The 17,234-nt window shown below is 54.5% G+C and carries 21 protein-coding genes, 1 tRNA gene and 1 pseudogene; 9 read left to right on the forward strand and 14 right to left on the reverse strand.

Annotated elements, in window-relative coordinates:
- Nucleotides 1-10: 10 nt before the first annotated feature.
- The 12 genes and pseudogenes from BP07_RS08955 to BP07_RS06065 all read right to left on the reverse strand — a co-directional run bounded on the left by BP07_RS08955 (nt 11) and on the right by BP07_RS06065 (nt 10,014).
- Nucleotides 11-151 carry a hypothetical protein gene (locus BP07_RS08955; protein ID WP_169736253.1) on the reverse strand — a complete coding sequence of 47 codons (141 nt, stop codon included), beginning with the start codon at nt 149-151 and terminating at the stop codon, nt 11-13.
- Nucleotides 152-163: 12 nt separating this feature from the next.
- Entirely contained in the window at nt 164-478 is a 315-nt protein-coding gene (locus tag BP07_RS06010) for a hypothetical protein (protein ID WP_052353292.1), read from the reverse strand.
- 6 nt (nt 479-484) lie between these two features.
- Nucleotides 485-1,552, reverse strand: a complete 1,068-nt coding sequence (locus BP07_RS06015) for a hypothetical protein (protein ID WP_052353293.1) — start codon at nt 1,550-1,552, stop codon at nt 485-487.
- 41 nt (nt 1,553-1,593) lie between these two features.
- Nucleotides 1,594-2,265: a cobalamin B12-binding domain-containing protein gene (locus BP07_RS06020; RefSeq protein WP_042686907.1), complete on the reverse strand. Its 672-nt coding sequence runs from the start codon at nt 2,263-2,265 to the stop codon at nt 1,594-1,596.
- Nucleotides 2,266-2,281: 16 nt separating this feature from the next.
- Nucleotides 2,282-3,769 (reverse strand): annotated as a pseudogene (gene mttB, locus BP07_RS06030) ([trimethylamine--corrinoid protein] Co-methyltransferase).
- Between the two features lie 512 nt (nt 3,770-4,281).
- Nucleotides 4,282-5,094 (reverse strand): 3-methylornithyl-N6-L-lysine dehydrogenase PylD, encoded by an 813-nt coding sequence (gene pylD / locus BP07_RS06035; protein WP_211247068.1) that lies wholly within the window; start codon nt 5,092-5,094, stop codon nt 4,282-4,284.
- Nucleotides 5,081-6,292: a 3-methylornithine--L-lysine ligase PylC gene (pylC, locus tag BP07_RS06040; protein ID WP_052353295.1), complete on the reverse strand. Its 1,212-nt coding sequence runs from the start codon at nt 6,290-6,292 to the stop codon at nt 5,081-5,083. Before pylC ends, pylD begins: the two co-directional genes overlap by 14 nt.
- The gene (gene pylB / locus BP07_RS06045; protein ID WP_052353296.1) at nt 6,289-7,380 is read right to left on the reverse strand and encodes a methylornithine synthase PylB; all 1,092 of its coding nucleotides are present in this window, start codon (nt 7,378-7,380) and stop codon (nt 6,289-6,291) included. The genes pylC and pylB overlap by 4 nt, the downstream gene beginning before the upstream one ends.
- Nucleotides 7,381-7,393: 13 nt before the next feature.
- Nucleotides 7,394-8,221 carry a pyrrolysine--tRNA(Pyl) ligase large subunit gene (pylSc, locus tag BP07_RS06050; protein ID WP_042686913.1) on the reverse strand — a complete coding sequence of 276 codons (828 nt, stop codon included), beginning with the start codon at nt 8,219-8,221 and terminating at the stop codon, nt 7,394-7,396.
- A gap of 417 nt (nt 8,222-8,638) precedes the next feature.
- Complete coding sequence (locus tag BP07_RS06055) at nt 8,639-8,842, reverse strand: hypothetical protein (RefSeq protein ID WP_157203124.1); 204 nt, start codon at nt 8,840-8,842, stop codon at nt 8,639-8,641.
- Nucleotides 8,843-9,216: 374 nt separating this feature from the next.
- A complete protein-coding gene (locus BP07_RS06060) occupies nt 9,217-9,447 on the reverse strand; it encodes a hypothetical protein (RefSeq protein WP_042686917.1) in 231 nt (76 codons plus the stop codon).
- 495 nt (nt 9,448-9,942) lie between these two features.
- Nucleotides 9,943-10,014, reverse strand: a tRNA-Ala gene (locus BP07_RS06065).
- A 45-nt stretch (nt 10,015-10,059) separates the two neighbouring features.
- Here BP07_RS06065 and BP07_RS09155 point away from each other — a divergent pair.
- Together BP07_RS09155 and cofE are read left to right on the forward strand one after the other, a co-directional pair.
- The gene (locus BP07_RS09155; RefSeq protein WP_276624475.1) at nt 10,060-10,194 is read left to right on the forward strand and encodes a hypothetical protein; all 135 of its coding nucleotides are present in this window, start codon (nt 10,060-10,062) and stop codon (nt 10,192-10,194) included.
- A 71-nt stretch (nt 10,195-10,265) separates the two neighbouring features.
- Complete coding sequence (gene cofE / locus BP07_RS06070) at nt 10,266-11,057, forward strand: coenzyme F420-0:L-glutamate ligase (RefSeq protein ID WP_042686918.1); 792 nt, start codon at nt 10,266-10,268, stop codon at nt 11,055-11,057.
- Here cofE and BP07_RS06075 read toward each other — a convergent pair.
- Nucleotides 11,037-11,522: a PUA domain-containing protein gene (locus BP07_RS06075; protein WP_042686920.1), complete on the reverse strand. Its 486-nt coding sequence runs from the start codon at nt 11,520-11,522 to the stop codon at nt 11,037-11,039. The two genes, cofE and BP07_RS06075, sit on opposite strands and share 21 nt — an antisense overlap.
- Before the next feature lie 99 nt (nt 11,523-11,621).
- Here BP07_RS06075 and BP07_RS06080 point away from each other — a divergent pair, with 99 nt between their 5' ends.
- From BP07_RS06080 to rsmA, 7 genes are all read left to right on the forward strand, one after another.
- Nucleotides 11,622-11,837, forward strand: coding sequence for an LSM domain-containing protein (locus tag BP07_RS06080; RefSeq protein ID WP_042686922.1), 216 nt, complete (start codon nt 11,622-11,624; stop codon nt 11,835-11,837).
- 18 nt (nt 11,838-11,855) lie between these two features.
- Entirely contained in the window at nt 11,856-12,023 is a 168-nt protein-coding gene (locus BP07_RS08620) for a 50S ribosomal protein L37e (protein WP_084174143.1), read from the forward strand.
- Nucleotides 12,024-12,035: 12 nt separating this feature from the next.
- Nucleotides 12,036-13,484, forward strand: a complete 1,449-nt coding sequence (gene purF / locus BP07_RS06085) for an amidophosphoribosyltransferase (RefSeq protein WP_042686954.1) — start codon at nt 12,036-12,038, stop codon at nt 13,482-13,484.
- 82 nt (nt 13,485-13,566) lie between these two features.
- The gene (locus BP07_RS06090; RefSeq protein WP_042686923.1) at nt 13,567-13,857 is read left to right on the forward strand and encodes a 50S ribosomal protein L21e; all 291 of its coding nucleotides are present in this window, start codon (nt 13,567-13,569) and stop codon (nt 13,855-13,857) included.
- Nucleotides 13,858-13,879: 22 nt separating this feature from the next.
- Nucleotides 13,880-14,245: an RNA polymerase Rpb4 family protein gene (locus tag BP07_RS06095; protein ID WP_042686925.1), complete on the forward strand. Its 366-nt coding sequence runs from the start codon at nt 13,880-13,882 to the stop codon at nt 14,243-14,245.
- Nucleotides 14,246-14,302: 57 nt separating this feature from the next.
- Complete coding sequence (locus BP07_RS06100) at nt 14,303-14,875, forward strand: DUF655 domain-containing protein (protein WP_042686956.1); 573 nt, start codon at nt 14,303-14,305, stop codon at nt 14,873-14,875.
- Nucleotides 14,876-15,712 (forward strand): 16S rRNA (adenine(1518)-N(6)/adenine(1519)-N(6))-dimethyltransferase RsmA, encoded by an 837-nt coding sequence (rsmA, locus tag BP07_RS06105; protein ID WP_042686927.1) that lies wholly within the window; start codon nt 14,876-14,878, stop codon nt 15,710-15,712.
- Here the strand turns inward: rsmA and BP07_RS06110 are convergent.
- Nucleotides 15,687-17,234: S-layer protein domain-containing protein (locus BP07_RS06110; protein ID WP_277352332.1), on the reverse strand; the 1,548-nt coding region annotated here is incomplete at its 5' end. The two genes, rsmA and BP07_RS06110, sit on opposite strands and share 26 nt — an antisense overlap.

A 17,234-nucleotide genomic window follows, 5' to 3' on the forward strand; every position in this document is an offset into this window, starting at 1 on the left:
TAAGCCCCGTTTATAGCTTCCTCACGAAAGCCCTGACGAAAGTCCTAGCCTGATAAAGTGCTATCAGGCTCACCACCCATATCAGGACGAACGCCACATAGTCGAGGCCAGGGGCTCTCCATACACCCTCGATTCCGAAGCCAAGGAACATCTCTTTATCACCTCACAACATACACACCTGCCGAGCACGAAGGCGCCCGAAGTCCTCTATCTGGTACTTGTATAGCACCACGTCCTTACCGAAGTGACTTCCATCGTCCAAGCTGTGCTCAATACTCGATGTGAGCCCACCCGAGGCGAGCTCTATGAGGAGCAGCTTGACAACGCCCTTCCAGTATTCTCCGCTGATTCCGTACTCCCTGCTCAGGATGCCCCAGATCTCGTAGTCCCACATAGGGCCTTTCTCCGCGAGGAGCTGGAGAACCCTGCACTTCATGGGCATCTCAGCTGGGTTTCTGGTTCTCACTGCCATCTTCATCACCTTTCACGCTGGAATCTCTCTGGTGGTCTCCTCGACCTCGGCTCCCTCCAAGTAGTACATTATGAAGGTGCCTATCACAGCCACGATGACGCCCGCAACGAGCCACCACGCCGGGGCACCACTAAGGAAGAGTGTGACGAAGATCACGCCCAAGGGTCCGTACAGGGCCCCGACTGCCTGTCCCCTACCCACACCGATGAGGGGGAAGGATTTGTACCACGAGACGTAGCAGTAGCCGAACGTTATGCCTGCCGCCACCAGCCAGGTCTGCGCAGATGCATTGACAGTTGCCGCCATCATTGGAAGAGTATTCCAGCCAAGAGCGACTGTGAGTGGAATGATGATGATAAGCCATATGAGGCATTCACCGATGAAGCGCACAGTGATGCCCACATCAGGGTCTGACACGTCCAGTGCCCTGGCTGCGATGGCCCCCTCGATACCCCATCCAAGGAATGCCATTGCACCACCGAGGTAGCCGAGGAACAGCACCTCAGGAGCAGCAGGGTTCTGGAGGTTCGCAATCATGTCCACCGGGTTAAAGATTAAGATACCACCGATGATGATGAGGATTATGCCCAAGTAAGCTCTTGGAGAGACCTTCTCATGATACCATAGCTTGGCTATGGTCGCACCCACTATGGGATAGAGAAGGGCTGCAGCTGCAGAGAAAGCACCACCGATGACGCCCATTGCCATGAATGAACCGAATATAGCCATCGGGCCACCACATATGGCGCCCAGCCAGTACCACTTGGATATGTTGGTGAAGTTCCGCAACGTCCTGACAAGCTCACCAAACTTACCGAGCACACCGACCCACAAAAGAAGGAAGAACAGCACCCAGAGGGCATTGAAGGTCGTTATGACCACTGCCGCCGTCAGGAACTCAGCAACAGGATTGGTTCCCGGGAAGAGCGGTGCACTCCACTCCCCATAGGGTGGCGCATACCAAACAACAGTTCCAGGAACATACCAGAGCCCCCATAGAATTGCACACCATAGGGCCCAAATAAAGCCCCATCGAACTTTTACTTTCTGTTCAGCCTTAATGGCCTCTGATAAACCCACAGTACACCACCTCACAAAAAATTACAGAAGTAAGGGGAAAATTAAGCCCCCTTTACCTCTTTAAGGGATGCCATAAGCTTCTTGGCCACAACGACAGCCTCGGTGGCGCTCTCGGCGTAGGCGTCTGCGCCCACCTTATCAGCCCACTCCTGGGTGATGGGAGCGCCCCCTACCATCGTCTTGACCTTGTCCCTGATGCCAGCCTTCTTGAGTTCCTCTTCAACTCTCTCCTGGTTGAGCATGGTCGTGGTCATCAAGGCAGATGAACCCACTATGTCGGCGTTCACCTCCTTGGCCTTGGCTGCGAACTCGGTCACTGGCACATCCCTTCCGAGGTCATGAACCTCGAAGCCAGCGATGCCCAACATCGTTGCCACGATGTCCTTCCCAATGGAGTGGATGTCTCCCTCCACCGTGCCGATCACCACTGTGCCCAGCTTATCTCCTGCTTTGGCTCCTGCCTTCAGAGCGGGCTCCACGACAGCAACAGCAGCCTTCATGGCTTCAGAGGCAGCCATAACGTGAGGAAGGAAGTACTCGCCCTTGTCGAACTTGTCACCAACCTCACGCATGCCCTCCGTCAATACTGTAATGACCTCCACTGGGTCTATGTTCGCATCGAGCGCTTCCTTTGCTGCCGCCACTGCCTCATCCTTGTTGAAGCTTTCAATGGCGTTCTTGGCCTTCTGCAGAATTTCTTCCTTGCTTGCCATGTTTATATCACCTCACTTAGCCCTCAAGCGCTGCCTTGTCTGCCTTCTTCACGATGGCTTCCATGTCCTTCAGGATGTCCTTGTCTATGGGCTCTACCTGGTGGGTCTTCAGGATCTGCTGAACCTTCTCGCTTGCCACCTGCACAATGTCCTTGGCGCCTGCGGCCTCCCAAGCACCCCTCATATCCCTGTTGAACAGGACGGGGTTGGACTGGATCTTTATGAGGTTCCTCGTCTCCTCAAGAGCCAAGAAGTCCTTGCCGGCTCCCACCGTCCTGATGGACTCCACGCCCAGAGTGTCGTCATTGACCTCGATCCCGCGCACAGCACTCTTGATCATCCCAATGACGTCATTGTCGATGACCAGCTGCTCAGCGCTGAAGGTCATGCCCAGCTCGACCATGCCTGCACCATATATGGTGTTGGCGCCTGCAAGCGCTGGCATCAGACCGCTCATGGTCTTCTCATGACCCATCTGCGCGTCCGGGATCTTGGCGTCTCCCTATATGCCAGCGACGAAGCTTGGCAGCCCATAATACTGCGCCAGCTGTGCCACTGCCGCGCTGATAAGCCCAAGCTCTGGGGCTCCAACTGGGGCTGTTCCTCTCCTCAGGTCGAGCATCGTGGTGGAGCTTCCATACCACACTGGAGCGCCGGGCTTGGCCAGTTGAGACAGCACTATTCCCGCAAGAACCTCAGCATTGTGGGTCACGAGCGTGCCCGCGAGGTGTACAGGGGACGTTGCGCCTGCCATCGCCATGCTCAGCACGTTCACTGGCATCCCGTACTTCGCACCGTTAATAATCACCTGCACGGCATTGGTGTGAAGCTGCAGGGGGCTCGTGGGGCACAGAAGAAGCGAGATGAGCGGTCTCCTCCTCGCCATCTCCTCGTCCCCGCCGTAGAAGGCCTTGGCGAGCTCCCAGTAGGTATCAACGTTGGTACCGACCGGGTCTATGTGCTGGAAGTGCTTGGACGTGTTCTTTATGGACGCGAACGTCTCATGCACATCCTGGGCACCCTTGCCTGACCAGTCCCTGGCAGACACCGTCAGGGAGAAGTAAGCAACGTTCTCACACCAGTCCGTGATGATTGCCGTCTCTGCTATATCCGCTTCCGTCGAGTCCTTCACCACTGGCTTGCCGTTCTCGAACTTGAGAACCTGCACTCCAGTACCAAATGTGGTCCAGTAAACCTTTCCTCCAGCCTCCTGAAGGACGTCATTCTCCTTGATCCTGCCCGCCAATGTGAACCTTGAAGGGGCAGTTTGGAGGGCTTTCCTGACTACATACTCAGGTATTCTCACCATCTCAGTCTTGTGGTCCACCTCACACCCATTCTTCTCAAACAGCTCCCTACCAGCTGGGTCTGTTACGAGGACCCCTGGGTCCATGAGCACATCCATGGTAGCAGAGTGTATCTCTTTGAGTTCGCTCTTGGTAAAGAGCCTTAGACCCGCGCCGTGGAGTCTCTCGACCCCAGCCTCCACATATTCTCTTACCATCGTATCTCACCTCTTCCTCTCTGAGGCGTTGGACGCCCCTGTTAAGTATGTCTTATAGTCTTTACAAATATAAAGCTTATCATAAAGAAAGCTTTCTTTATGTAAAACTTATTTTCTTTACTGCCGTAATGTCAAAAACTGCATATAGAGGATATTAAGCACACCCCCCATTTCATCCTGCATCACATTTTTCTCCCTAAGCAATCTGCCCGGATTGTAGAAACCCCACCTGAACAGACAAAAGCAGTTCTCTGATTGCTCTATCAATACTATAAAGTATCAAATTCACTTCGAGTCCTTGCAGTATTTTTCATCCCTCCTGAAATCTGTGGTAGATGGCGTAGGAGTTTGTGAGACCACTCAAATCGATAGTGGTGAAGGGGCCTCATTACCACAAGTAGAACAGGTCGAGCGTTCAGTTAAACATACACTTACAACTATCAAGTCAACAAAGTCCACGACATTCCAGTAATCCTCGTTGAGTGCTCCTTGAACAAAAGTGGAACACGGAATTAAATGGAAAACTTAGCACTCTGGAGTGCCATGACTGCTACCCCTATTTGGAGGGGGTCGTGTATCAGTATCTTGATTTTGCGCTCTCCCTCGCTGTCGAACGAGTAGGGCATGCCCGGAGATGCCACTATTGCACCGGGGTTTATCCACTCTCCCGGTATTCTGGCGGGAGATGCGTTGTATATGATGTCGGCGTCCCTTACTGCCCTTTCCAGATTCTCCTCTATCTTGACCCCAAATCTCTTCCTCGCCTTCATGGCTCTGTCTCTATTGATGTCTACCACCGTCACTTCGGCACCCTTTCGGGTCAGAAAATCGAGTGCGAAGCTGCCCACCCTTCCCGCACCTATGAGGAGGACTTCGGCCCCATGCAGCTCCCCCACGGCCTTTTCGAGAGCCACACAATAGCCCAGCGCGGTGCAATGCGCGTTCTCGGAAAACTTCCTCTTCCTCATATTAATTGCCACAAATACATTGTCGTCTGCGGTGAAGATGATGTCACAGCCACTTTCAATTGCCTGTGTCAGCCCATGGACATCATAGCCATCTGTGACGTGGCTCTGCATCCCGAGATGCTTAGTGATGGCACATACCGAGCTGCAAAATCCACCAATTATCCCCTTCCCGCTGGTGACCGGCACCACGCCCACACTGAACTCTTTAGTGTCCAGCTCATCGGGTCCAACGCCTACGGCATCATATGCCAGAGCTTTGAGGGTACACCCTATGCTCTTTTTGAGTTGTTCATCATATTCAGTAAGGGAGTATGGCAACCCATCTATCATCTCGGCGGTCAGCCTAGTGATAGACATCCCCCCGCAGGCGTTGCTGATAGTTCTGATGTAATGGATGGTGATGGGGATGCGAGTCGTAGTAATCGAATATGCCGTTCTCCACCATGATGGTGTCGAGACAGTTTTCCCTCTTTTCGAGGGCTCTGCGTGGCGTGCTACCCGTGCAGATAGTTGTGGCCACCCAGGTCTTCTTTCCGGGCTCGTAGTCCGTTATCATGACATCCGCTCCGAAGAGGCCCTCCACAATACGGGGATTATCGGCCATCCGCATTATGCCCTCACCCCGGGAACTCAGGATGCCGTCCTTGACCATGACGTGCTCATAAATCGCGCTCCTCTCCCGACCTGTGCTAACCCTTGGAGGCCCACCGTTTACGAACATCTCCACAAGCACCTCGACCATGTTAACTCCGTGGGAGTGGAAAATGGCGGAAGGAGTCTGGCTTGGAAGCCTCGCGTCTATCTCGATTACCTTTGGGATATGACCACTCACTATCGCCTCAACGTCCATTATCCCCTTCAGCCCGAGCCCAGCAGCAATCCTCTCTGAGATACCACGGAAACAATCATCCACCGTTCTCTCGACCCTTGCAGGCGAGCACACCATCTTGCAGTCGAACGTCTCGTCGAAGTATAGCTGAGTGGTAATCATGGGCACTGCCTCTTCTCCGTTTGATATGACTTCCATCGAAATGGAGGGCCCATCCACGAACTCCTGGATGATGCAATCATGGTCATATCTCTTCGCGAGCCTCTTGCCCTCTCTGAGCTGCCGGGGGTTGTTGGCTCGGTATACGCCGTGGCTTCCGCTACTTCTCGAGGGCTTGATTACTACTGGAAACCCGCACTCCGGCCATGGGGAGGGCATCGGGATACTCAATCTCTCCATCAACTCATTGGAGGAGAGCTTCGAGGAAGTGACCTCATATGACGACTGGTCGTGGATGAGTGGAACCTCCAGCCCCCTGAAGAGCTCAACCATACTCCTCAGGGTTCTCATGTCCTCATTCGTTGGAATTACAGCATCGCAGTCACTGTATATTCTGGTAGCCCTCGCCTCCTCGGATACGACGTCCATTACCACACTCTCGTCACCCATGGAGAGCGCCGGTGCTCGGGGATTCCTGTCGATGACCACGGTCTCGATTTTGGCCCTTTTTGCAAGGTAGGCGGCCTCCATTCCCTGAAGGCCACCACCCACTATGCACAGCCTCATCTGAACATCTCCCCCACGGCCTTTAAACCACGGGAGCGGGAATCAACGAACCTCTGATAGGTGGAATGACTTGCCACTCTCTCCCCCATTTCATCCAGCACCTCGACGATTCCCTCGACAGAGCGCTTTCCAGTATTCACGTCCAGCTCGTGTTGTGCCACACCCGCAAGCCCGGTCATTGGAGGTATTATGGAGGTTACCACGTTCGCCCCTGCTTCCAATCTGGCCCTGAGTCCTTTCAACCCCTCAACGTCCAGACTGGCGGGTATGAGCTTGTCCTGATGAACCAGACGCATTACTGCAATGGTCACAATCTCTTCCATATTTGATGGGGGCGAGTGTCCCTCCATGGGGGTGCCCTTCTGGGGGACAAAGCCCATGGCCCTTACCTGCTGGGCCCCGAGCCTATCCATGATCTGGATGGAGTTTACCCTATCATCGAGAGTTTCCCCCACCCCCACCATGATACCTTCCTCTATGAGCAGCCCCTCGTTCATTGCCCACCTCTTGGTGTTCAACCTCACATCATAGTCCTGATTTGGTCTGAGCTTTGAGAACAGGGCTCTGTTGTGAGTCTCCTGATAACAGGCGTACCAGTTCACCCCCCTCTCCCTCAGATGTCGAAACAGCTTTCTTGGCAACACGCCAGGCGATACCATTATGGGCACATCCACCGCCCCTCTCACCGCGCTTATAATGTCCAGAAGCCTGTTCCAGTCCCCATTTCCATGTATCAGGGGGTCCTCCCCGAGGGTTAGGTCCACCAGATGCACACCAGAGTCCACGAGGGCGGTGGCCAGCTGGACCACCTCCTCCATGCTCTTCCTGTACCTCACGGTTGCGGCGTTGGAATTCCTATAAAAACAGAACGTGCAGTTGTTTCTGCAGTACGTCGTGAAGTATATAAAGCCGTAGAGGAAGACATCCCGCCCGAAATTTCTTTTCTTTATTTCTCTGGCCGTTTCGAAGAGCTTTCGCAGGTCGTCCTCATCCTTCAAGGCGAGGAGGTACTTTATATCGTCGGGTCCTATTTTCACTCCCTGGAGCGCGCGATCGAGTATATGGTCTAACCTCTCACTTTCATCCATAGTCCACATCTCCCTATATGTCAATCCTCGCCCCATTGAGGTAGACGAGGCTCCTGCCCACCTTCCTGATATTGGAGTGCCCCTCCATCACCATCAGAAGCCTCTCCAGCCCGAAGCCCACTCCGACCCACGCATCGGTGATGCCGTACGCACCATCCAGAAAGTGGGGACCAACCGCACCCGAGGCTACCTCCACTCCATCGACTTCCACATCGACCGTGTTTCCATATACCTCAGAGCTCTCGTTCTTTAACCGGTACTCCAGCCCGATCTGCCCCATCACTTTCTCAATGAGTTCTGTGAGTCTTTCTGTGGGCTCACAGTCGGGTGCGAGTTCCACAAGGTTCAGCATTGTGAACTCTTCGAGGTGTCGTGAACCCTGAGACTCCTTTCTGAAACAGGGGCCGATCTCGAATATCCTCACGGGTTTTTTGATATTCCTTTTCAGGTGTTTTAAGAGAAAGTAAAGGTTGGGCGCCAGCATTGGCCTCATGCACCTTTTCTTATCCACCCAGAACACCTGCTCCCACAAGGGGTGGCTCTCGTCTATCCCCATTTTCTTGAGGTTCGAGGCTGAGAGCAGCATGGGAGTGGCAACTTCCATAAACCCCATCCCCACGAGGGTGGACGCCAGCCTGTCCTCCAGTTCAAAGAGGGAACATCTGGATGGACTGTGTGCCATCCTCCTCAGCTTCTCCCTGTTCTCTTCAACCAGGTTCTTTACAGTCGTTTCAAACACCTCGTCCCTGTCCGCGACAGATGAAAACCTGCATCCAACTATTTTCTGGTCCCCTCCCAACTCCTTCAGCCTCTGAACCTGTGTGTCTGTAAAACCGATCATACAAGCACACCCCTGGCAAAATGCCCCATGGGAAGCACCCAATGAGCGAAGGGCCTGGGAGTCGAACCCAGCTACCGTGGCTGTAGAGGCCTGGCGGTCCCGGACCAACCCTCCAGTTTAGCTTTACAATAGTATAGAATATAAATCTTACGATGAGCTTTATGGGGACTGAACCTCAATCGGGTAGTTGACTCGACATCACACTCAAGAATACCATTGCAGGAGCTTCGTTGTTGGGCGTCTTCCCATCTTCTGGCACAATCGCTTAGGAGCAGAGGTCGCTTAGCGCTTCACGCTGATAATGCGACCTCAATTAATCCAGTTTGGTAGGAAAAGTCTCATGGATATCTCATCACTACACTTGATGTAGTGTGGACTGCGGGGTGGGTATGACCATTCAAAGCTAACCAGACAGGGTTAACTGTTCTCTTCTTCAATCTCCCTATGTTGTTTATTGGGTGTCCTTTCCAGCTTGCCATCCTGCTCAAACTTCTCAGACAGCTTCAGTACTGCGACCTCAATCACTTCAGTTTGGGAGGAAAAGTACCCAGTGCCCACCAATTTTTCGATGCACTCAAGGTAATAAGGACTGAGCCGATAGTTCTTAAGAATCTTCGTCATGTGCATACCTCCATCTTCATGTGCGTACCTCCATCTTAGTAAAGTATAAATAACTTTTCATGACAGCATACTGCAAGCTGCGAGGATGACTCGCCCTTTCCCACGTGCACTGGACTCACATAAAAATCTCCCAAATGTAAAGAGCATCTGGGTGGGCGATGGGAGTACCACCGCACCTCAATTAAAATCCCAGTGTTTTTCATCAATATCAAGGGCGTTTACAATTTTTTCTATCATAACATTAGCACACTGTGACTCTGATGCGATTTTTATGTGCTCTATCATATTTTTTCGTCTTTTTTTAATAGCTGTCAAAAGATTTTCCAGCTCGTTATTCAAATCAAACAACGCTTTATGTGCTACAACAATCGATATCAGGGCATAGCCAACCTCCCCCCCCCCCCGCTGGATTTTGAGGTCTCTATGCACTCTATGGCCGTCTCCAAAACCTTAACTGTTTCTTCATACGTCTTCAAGAAGTCTCGGAGTAAAGGTGCAATCGCCTCTGCGTGCTTTTGAATCACACACTCAACAGTCATTGAGCTCATCTCATTGCCGTTTGAGGGTTGCCTGTCACCTCTCTTGTCACCCTTCTTTTCGCTCACCGGGGTCACCTAACAGAAGAGAGCTTTACATGAATATATACATACTTGTTTACTTCACGCTAAAAAACTAAATAATATATATGAGCAAGAAAAAAATTCATAGTGGAAACTACGAGATTTGAGGTGGACGTCGGGCTGAATACAGAGCTATTCCGCAATCCACAGAGAAGATAGGATAAAAAGAAGAGAAAGCTGGACAAACGTGAAGGGTTCTGAGTTCCCGCAGGTTCTGCCGTATTTGTCCAGCCTTTTTTGCTCTGGTAGTGGCAAACGAGCCCTCTGAACCCACTATGAACCTCCTGCCGCCGTGCTCGTTGCCAGCTCTTTGGGTCGAATAACATAAAAAAATTATGTCAGAAGACATAAACCTCAAAATCAACCAACTGTGCCAAAGCGCGCACGACTGTCTATCTCGATTGAGAAAGGGTGTGAGCCCTCACGGGCACTGTCCCGCACGTGGCAAATCGAGCGCTGCATAGCGTTATAAAACCCGAGTGGACCGGTCGGGATTTGAACCCGAGGCCTCTTCCATGCCAAGGAAGCGATCTACCCCTGATCTACCGGCCCCCGCTCGGATGCATATAGCACAAAGCATAAAAGCATTTCTGTGTGATGGGCGCTCGTGCTCAGAATGGGGGGCAAGCTCACAGTGCCCGCATACCCGTCATCGTGCACCACATAGAGGGCAGGATATATGCGCTCGGGGTGTGGTGGTCACTGGAGAGGGCATCGAACTCCCATGGGTGAGCAGAGAGCCAGAGCCAACCATCATATACGTTGGAAGGGTCAAGCGATACAAGACATAGAGAGGTATGTGAATGAGGATGGAGCTGATAGGGCTGAAGAGCAGGCTGATTCGCCCAGGCGATGATGTGCTGGAAGTGCTCGAGGGGGCGCTCGAGAGGGAGGGAGCAGCGCTCGAGGATGGGGATGTACTGGTGGTATCGGAGTGTGCACTTGCGACTGCTATGGGACGTGTGGTCCACCTTCAGGACGTGAAGGTTGGCAGGAGGGCGATGGAGCTGGGGAGGCGCTACTGCATTTCTCCAGAGCTGATGCAGCTCATCCTCGAGCACTCCAAGATGGTGCTGGGCGGCATAGAGGGCTACGTGCTCACGCTCAGGGATGGCTTTCTGTGCCCCAATGCGGGCATTGACTCCTCCAATGCCCCTGATGGGTGTGTGGTGCTGCCCCTCGACGACCCACATGCAGAGGCGAGGTCTCTTCGGGAGGGTGTGGGCAAAAGAATGGGTGTGAGAATAGGTGTGGTAATCAGCGACTCGAGAACGCACCCCTTGAGGCTGGGGTGCGTGGGCATAGCTGTTGGAGTGTCGGGGTTCAGGGGAATCGTGGACGCGAGGGGACAGTGCGACCTCTTTGGAAAGAAGCTTGCCATCACGAGAAAGGCGCTGGCAGACAACATCGCCTCTGCAGCCCAGCTGCTCATGGGCGAGGGTGATGAGGGAGTGCCCTTCGTCATCGTGAGGGGTACGGGCATCGAGATAGGGGATATAGAGGAGGGCATCGAGACGATAGCTCCCCAGGAGTGTCTGTACTTTGGCTCTCTGTACTTTGGCTCCATAAGCCCCTCAGAGCTCGAGCTTCCATAGCTCATCGCCCACGTGATGTATGTTCTTCACCACCCTGCCTCTCTCCCCCCTCAGCGAGGGACCATCCACCAGCGCCTCACCCACGCACAGGAACTTGCCATGCACCTCCTCCTTCACATACACCACATCCCCTCGCACGATGTCTTCGTCGGCTCTCACCACACCCGGAGCCATGATGTCGGCACCATTGACCACGTGCCTTACCGCACCGGCATCCACCACCACCTCTCCCCGCCTGATGCCAAACTCGAGGGCACATCGCAGGCTGGGCACAGCTCTCTCATCCACCATGAGCACCAGCGGCTCGCCATCCACCAGCACGAGGCCCAATGGAGAGCGCTCCAGCTCCACGAGCTCCAGCCTTGCCTCATCAAAGCACACACCCTCTGGGAGATACCTCTTCAGCTCTGCGAGGACATGTCTTCTCTGCCTCTCCCTCAGAAACCGCCTCTTCTTCACTCTCATGTCGAGCCCCTTTGGATAGCTTTAAGTAGTAATCCCCTATATGAGCACTACCCTTAAAATACGATGTTGGGTAGATTCAGAAAGCTGGGTGATGTCTCGATGGGAAACAGGCCTCTTGATGTACTCGGTGATGCACTTAACTCCTCTGTTCTCGTCAGGCTCAAGGGAGCCAGAGAGTTCAGGGGTATGCTGACAGGGTATGACATGCACATGAACCTCGTGCTCGAGGATGCCGAGGAGCTGCTCGAGGATGGCTCCCGAAAGCTGGGCACGGTGGTGGTGAGGGGAGACAACGTGGTATATATCTCACCATGAACGATATAGGTGGTTGTAATGACAAAGGGAACTCCTTCGTTTGCTGGAGGGCACAGAACCCATATACGATGCAGGAGATGTGGAAGAGTGTCCTACCACATGAGGGACAAGGTGTGCGCTGCGTGTGGATTTGGACGAAGCTCTCGGATGCGGAGCTACCGATGGCAAAATAAGTGTAAGTACTGACTGGTGATGGGGTTGAGAGAGGCGTGCGGTGTTGTTGGCATATCCCTCGAGGATGGCCAGCAGGGGGGAAGGGCTGCCCAGGCTGCCCCCCTTCTGTACTACGCCCTCTATGGACTGCAGCACCGCGGACAGGAGAGCGCTGGCATATCGATTCACGATGGTGGGCTGCTCACCCTCAAGGGCATGGGGCTCGTGAGCAAGGCGCTGCCATACGAGCGGCTCTCACATCTCAGGGGTACCGTGGGCATCGGGCACGTCAGGTACTCCACCACGGGAGCATCGGAGCTGCTGAACTGCCAGCCCCTCGAGGTGAGCTACCATGGCGGAAGGCTGGCAATCGCCCACAATGGTAACCTCGTGAACACCGAGGCACTGAGAAGGGAGCTCGAGCGCAGGGGTGCCGTGTTTCTCACTGGAACAGACAGCGAGATAATCGCTCAGCTGCTCGCAAGGGAGCTGAGACGCCACACGCCCCTCGAGGCAATCGAGAGGCTCATGGGCATCATCGTGGGCTCGTACTCCCTCGTCATCCTGCTGGATGGAACTGTGTATGCGGTGCGGGACCCGCTGGGCATCAAGCCCCTGTGCTTTGGAAGGGTGGATGGTGGCTACATGGTGGCATCCGAGAGCGTGGCGATGGACACCGTGGGCGGCACACTCGTGGACGATGTCAGACCTGGCGAGGTGGTGGTGCTAAAGGATGGGCACATCGAGAGGCACATGGTGTGCAGAGGATGTCCCAAAGCCCACTGCGTTTTCGAGTACATCTACTTTGCCAGAGCAGACTCCATCATCGATGGAAGGCTCGTGTACTCCGTGAGGGAAAGGATAGGCAGGCTGCTCGCAAGGGAGCACCCGGTGGACGCGGACATCGTATCTCCTGTGCCAGACTCTGGAATCACGTTTGCCATAGGCTACTCCAAGGAGTCCAAAATAGAGTACAGGGAGGGACTGATGAAGAACAGATACATAGGAAGGACGTTCATCATGCCTGCCCAGACCACGCGGGAGCTTGCCGTGCGGCTGAAGATGAATGCAATCACAGAGAATGTGAGGGGTCAGAGGGTGGTGCTGGTGGACGATAGCATCGTGAGGGGCACCACGTCGAGGAGGATTGTGGACATGGTGAGGGGGTGTGGTGCAAGGGCCGTCCACCTGAGGATAGGCAGCCCACCCATCATCTCCCCCTGCTATCTGGGCATCGACATGCCCACGAGGGCAGAGCTCATAGCATCGAGCCCGAGCAGGGCAGAGGGTGGAAGGGGGATGGACGAGATATGCAAGGAGCTGCACGCAGACTCCATTGGCTACCTCAGCAAGAGGGGGCTGGTGGAGGCAATCGGCATTCCCGAGGACGAGCTGTGCATGGGCTGCCTCACAGGAGTGTACCCACTGGAGATTCCAGGCGAGCGATGCAGACATGCGCAGGCGCTGCTGAGTGAGTACTTCTCTGGCACCTAAATCATTGTCCAACCAAACATTTATAAAAGGGGAGGGTCGAAGGTGGGGCTGCCCGCTTCTGTGCTCAGGTGGAGGTAGAGGTATGGACAAATCTCATGGCATCAGGAGAAAGAGCAGATACAAGCTTCAAAAGCCCAGAAGGGAGAAGGGGCTCTCACCAATAACGAGGGCAGTACAGCAGTTCGAGATAGGGGACAAGGTGTGCGTGAAGATAGACCCCAGTGTGCACAAAGGAGCCCCACATCACAAGTTCCATGGCAGGACCGCCGATGTGGTGGGTAGAAGGGGCAGGGCATACATCCTCAGAGCACGGGATGGAAGGGCGCTAAAGGAGATTATAGTACTTCCAGAGCACCTCAGACCTCATGCGTGATCAAGTGATCAAGTGATCAAGAATGATAGTCAAGCGGGTCATCGAGGAGAAGCCGCTCACCCTCGCTGAGGTGAGGGAGGCGCTACAGAGAGTAAAGGAGCAAAGGCTTTCGGAGGATGAGGGCACCGAGCTACCATATGAGTTCAGAAGAGCGCTCGCCCATGCGGAGACGTTTGCCAAGCTGACACCCGAGCGGGCAAGGGAGCTGGTGGAGAGGCTGAGCACGCTCGAGAAGATGAAGCCAGAGATTGCAGTGAGAATTGCAGACATCCTCCCGATGAGCCGGGATGAGTTGAGGGCGCTGTATGCAAAGGAGAGATTCACCCTGAGCACTGAGGAGCTGGACCAGATTCTCGCCATCGTCTCGGAGGTTGCCATAGAGGGCTAAGCCACTTAGCCAACTCTTTTATTGAGGACGGACAGAGTATTGTATAGGGGTGAGTTTGTGCCAGAGAGGTCCAAAAAGCCAGAAAAAGAAGGGTATGCATGGGTGCTCGACTATCTCCCATACGGTGCTCTGGATGAATCCAAGCCCCTATACCAGCGTAAGCCAGTGGTCCAGGCAGTGGGTGAGAAGCACTTCGTGCTCATTGAGCTCGTGCCCAAGGAGGGTGTGGTGGTTGAGCCCCACCAGAGGGTATACATAGGAGACAAGGAGCGAGAGCTCATAGACCACGTGAAGCGGAGAATAAAGTATGCCGAGCTCTCGCATGGTGCCCAGAGCGAGCTTCCCTATGTGGTGGAGGAAATCGTGAAGAAGCATGAACAGAGGTTTGTTGACTTCTTCAACAGCGCATATCCCCTCACCCCGAGAATGCACATGCTGGAGCTGCTGCCCGGCATAGGAAAAAAGCTCATGTGGGCTATCATCGAGGAGCGAGAAAGAGGGAAGTTCAAGAGCTTTGATGATATCACCTCGAGGATTCCAACCCTCCACCAGCCAGAAAAGCTCATTGCCAAGAGGATAATCGAAGAGCTCAAGGACGAGAACATCAAGTACAGGGTGTTTGTAAGATAGATGGAGCACGTGCCAGCACTTCTTCGAAGATATGGACTCCTGAACCTCAACAAGGACCAGAGGTTTCTCATAAGTCCAAGGGCCCTCCATGCAATAGTGGATGCGGCCGAGCTCGAGCCTTCAGAGGTGGTGCTCGAGATAGGGGCTGGGGTGGGCAATCTCACGAGGTTGCTGTGTGAGCGTGCTCGAAAGGTATATGCGATGGAGAAGGACAGGCAGCTGATGGGCGTGCTCCAAAGCGAGCTTGGGGACATTGACAACCTCGAGCTGATATGTGCCGATGCCCTCGAGGCAGAGCTTCCAGCATGCGATGTGGTGGTATCCAACCTTCCATACTCCATAGCCACTCCCCTCACATTCAGGCTGCTCGAGCACGAGTTTGACCGAGCCATCCTCACGTATCAGCTCGAGCTGGCAAAGAGGCTCACTGCGAAGCCCTCCACGAAAAGCTATGGAAGACTCAGCGTGATGGTGCAGCATCACTGCGATGTGCGCATGGTGGCAAGGGTACCGAAGGGCGCGTTCTACCCTCCTCCAAAGGTGGAGTCCGCCACCGTGAGGCTCGTAAGAAGGCCGTCGCCCTACGTGGTGGAGGATGAAGCGCTGTTCTTCGAGCTCGTTCGAGCGGGGTTTGAGCACAGGAGAAAGAAGCTCAGAAACGCTCTTGCCATCTCGGCCAGCTTTCCCCTTGGTGCAGAGTATCTGCGCTCTCTCAGCGCTCCCGAGCTTGACATGAGAGCAGAGGAGCTGACTGGTGCCCAGCTCGCCTCCCTTGCCAACATCGTTCACAGGAAACTCAAGAATGCTGGGGCTATCGCCTCAGCATCCTCGAGATAAGCTCCCTTATCCTCTCTGCAATCTCTCCTCCCTTTCCACCCGCTCCCAGCGGAATTATGCCCTTGGCGATGAGCACGAGAACCACCACCCCAGCGCCCACGACCGCACCAATCACTCCTCCCAGTGGGAAGCCGGAGCCCTCCACGGTGATGGTGGCGATTGTTCCACCCACATCCAGCACGTGCGTGCCCTCCTCATTGAGCTTCTGGGCGTACGTGAGGGTGGTGCTCTCCCCTGGTGCGAGCGTGATGTTCTCCTGGTGCACCACCTCTCCATCGAGCTTTATCTCTATCAGCTCCGTGCCCTCGATGTTTCCGTTGTTGACGATGGTTGCCCTCACCTCAACGCTCTTGCCAGCCTTCACGACCTTGGGCTCCACAGACAGTGAACTTACCACCAGCTCAGCGTAGGGACCCACCACCTCCAGCGATGTGGAGTTGGAGATGTAACCAGGCTTTTCTGCCCTCAGCGTGAACCTTCCAGCACTCTCTGGCACGTATGTGAGGGTGCCAGAGGCATCTGTGTGGCCAATGACTGTATCGTCCAGCTTGATGGTGGCATTCTCCACAGGCCTGCCCTCCAGCCCCACCCGCACGACCAGCGTCTCTCCGAGGTCTATGCTCGATGGAGCCATTATCTCGAGGGTGGCATTCGTCACCACTATCTCAGTGGAGGCCGGGGCATAGCCATAGCGTCTTGCCTCTATGGTATGGTTGCCAAGCTCCGTAGGGGTGTACAGCAGCACGCCACTTGCGTTCGTGGTGCCGATGAGCTCTCCATCGTAGAATATGCTGGCACCCTCCACATCCGAGAGCCCGGAGACCACGTGGATTGGTATCTGCTCACCCTTGCTCACCGTTGGGGGCACATCCACACTCATGGGAAGCGCTCCGCCCACGAGCTCCTCAATCTTCACAAACGGATAGTACCTGAGGGCAGACGAATCGTCGGCGACACGAATCCACACATCTCCCAGGATGTCGATGTCCTTGCCAGCCGAAAGGGAGATGCTACTGGGATTCTCGAGCGTTATCGAGCCCGAGCCCACCCCCACCACTTCCATCTCCTTGAAATCCTGCCCGCTCTCCACCGAGGTATAGCTCTCCGATATCTGGAATATACCCTCAATGAGCACCACATTGGTCTCGGTGCCCCTGAACACAGAGCCCACCCGCACGATTATGAGGGGGAGGTCGTCTGCAGAGCCAACGTCCTTTGTGTAGATGTAGTCGTCGTCGCTCGCAACGAAGTCCGTGTCCACCACCTCCCCGTCCTTTCTGAGCTCCAGAAGGGCACGATTGCCGTTGATGTCCACCTCCTTCACGAACAGCTCGTAGCCCTCCTTCAAGGGCAGGGAGGAGCCCACGTACACAGAGCGCTTGGCGTCATCGTCCATGAGCACCTTGTGCAGCTGTCCACTCGATAGCGGGTTCTCTGTGCCCGTGCCATTGGGCATGTCGAGGTAGCCTGCGAAGTACTTGTCGGCCATGAAGCCTATGACCTCGTACTTGCCCCATGTGGA

Source organism: Methermicoccus shengliensis DSM 18856 (assembly GCF_000711905.1).
Lineage (GTDB): Archaea > Halobacteriota > Methanosarcinia > DSM-18856 > Methermicoccaceae > Methermicoccus > Methermicoccus shengliensis.

Bases quoted from the DNA above. Each gene is read 5' to 3' on its own strand.
- BP07_RS08955 (WP_169736253.1), bottom strand. From the start codon at position 151: ATGTTCCTTGGCTTCGGAATCGAGGGTGTATGGAGAGCCCCTGGCCTC.
- BP07_RS06010 (WP_052353292.1), bottom strand. From the start codon at position 478: ATGAAGATGGCAGTGAGAACCAGAAACCCAGCTGAGATGCCCATGAAG.
- BP07_RS06020 (WP_042686907.1), bottom strand. From the start codon at position 2,265: ATGGCAAGCAAGGAAGAAATTCTGCAGAAGGCCAAGAACGCCATTGAA.
- pylD (WP_211247068.1), bottom strand. From the start codon at position 5,094: ATGTCTATCACTAGGCTGACCGCCGAGATGATAGATGGGTTGCCATAC.
- pylC (WP_052353295.1), bottom strand. From the start codon at position 6,292: ATGAGGCTGTGCATAGTGGGTGGTGGCCTTCAGGGAATGGAGGCCGCC.
- pylB (WP_052353296.1), bottom strand. From the start codon at position 7,380: ATGGATGAAAGTGAGAGGTTAGACCATATACTCGATCGCGCGCTCCAG.
- pylSc (WP_042686913.1), bottom strand. From the start codon at position 8,221: ATGATCGGTTTTACAGACACACAGGTTCAGAGGCTGAAGGAGTTGGGA.
- BP07_RS06055 (WP_157203124.1), bottom strand. From the start codon at position 8,842: ATGACGAAGATTCTTAAGAACTATCGGCTCAGTCCTTATTACCTTGAG.
- BP07_RS09155 (WP_276624475.1), top strand. From the start codon at position 10,060: ATGGGCGCTCGTGCTCAGAATGGGGGGCAAGCTCACAGTGCCCGCATA.
- cofE (WP_042686918.1), top strand. From the start codon at position 10,266: ATGAGGATGGAGCTGATAGGGCTGAAGAGCAGGCTGATTCGCCCAGGC.
- BP07_RS06075 (WP_042686920.1), bottom strand. From the start codon at position 11,522: ATGAGAGTGAAGAAGAGGCGGTTTCTGAGGGAGAGGCAGAGAAGACAT.
- BP07_RS06080 (WP_042686922.1), top strand. From the start codon at position 11,622: ATGGGAAACAGGCCTCTTGATGTACTCGGTGATGCACTTAACTCCTCT.
- BP07_RS08620 (WP_084174143.1), top strand. From the start codon at position 11,856: ATGACAAAGGGAACTCCTTCGTTTGCTGGAGGGCACAGAACCCATATA.
- BP07_RS06090 (WP_042686923.1), top strand. From the start codon at position 13,567: ATGGACAAATCTCATGGCATCAGGAGAAAGAGCAGATACAAGCTTCAA.
- BP07_RS06095 (WP_042686925.1), top strand. From the start codon at position 13,880: ATGATAGTCAAGCGGGTCATCGAGGAGAAGCCGCTCACCCTCGCTGAG.
- rsmA (WP_042686927.1), top strand. From the start codon at position 14,876: ATGGAGCACGTGCCAGCACTTCTTCGAAGATATGGACTCCTGAACCTC.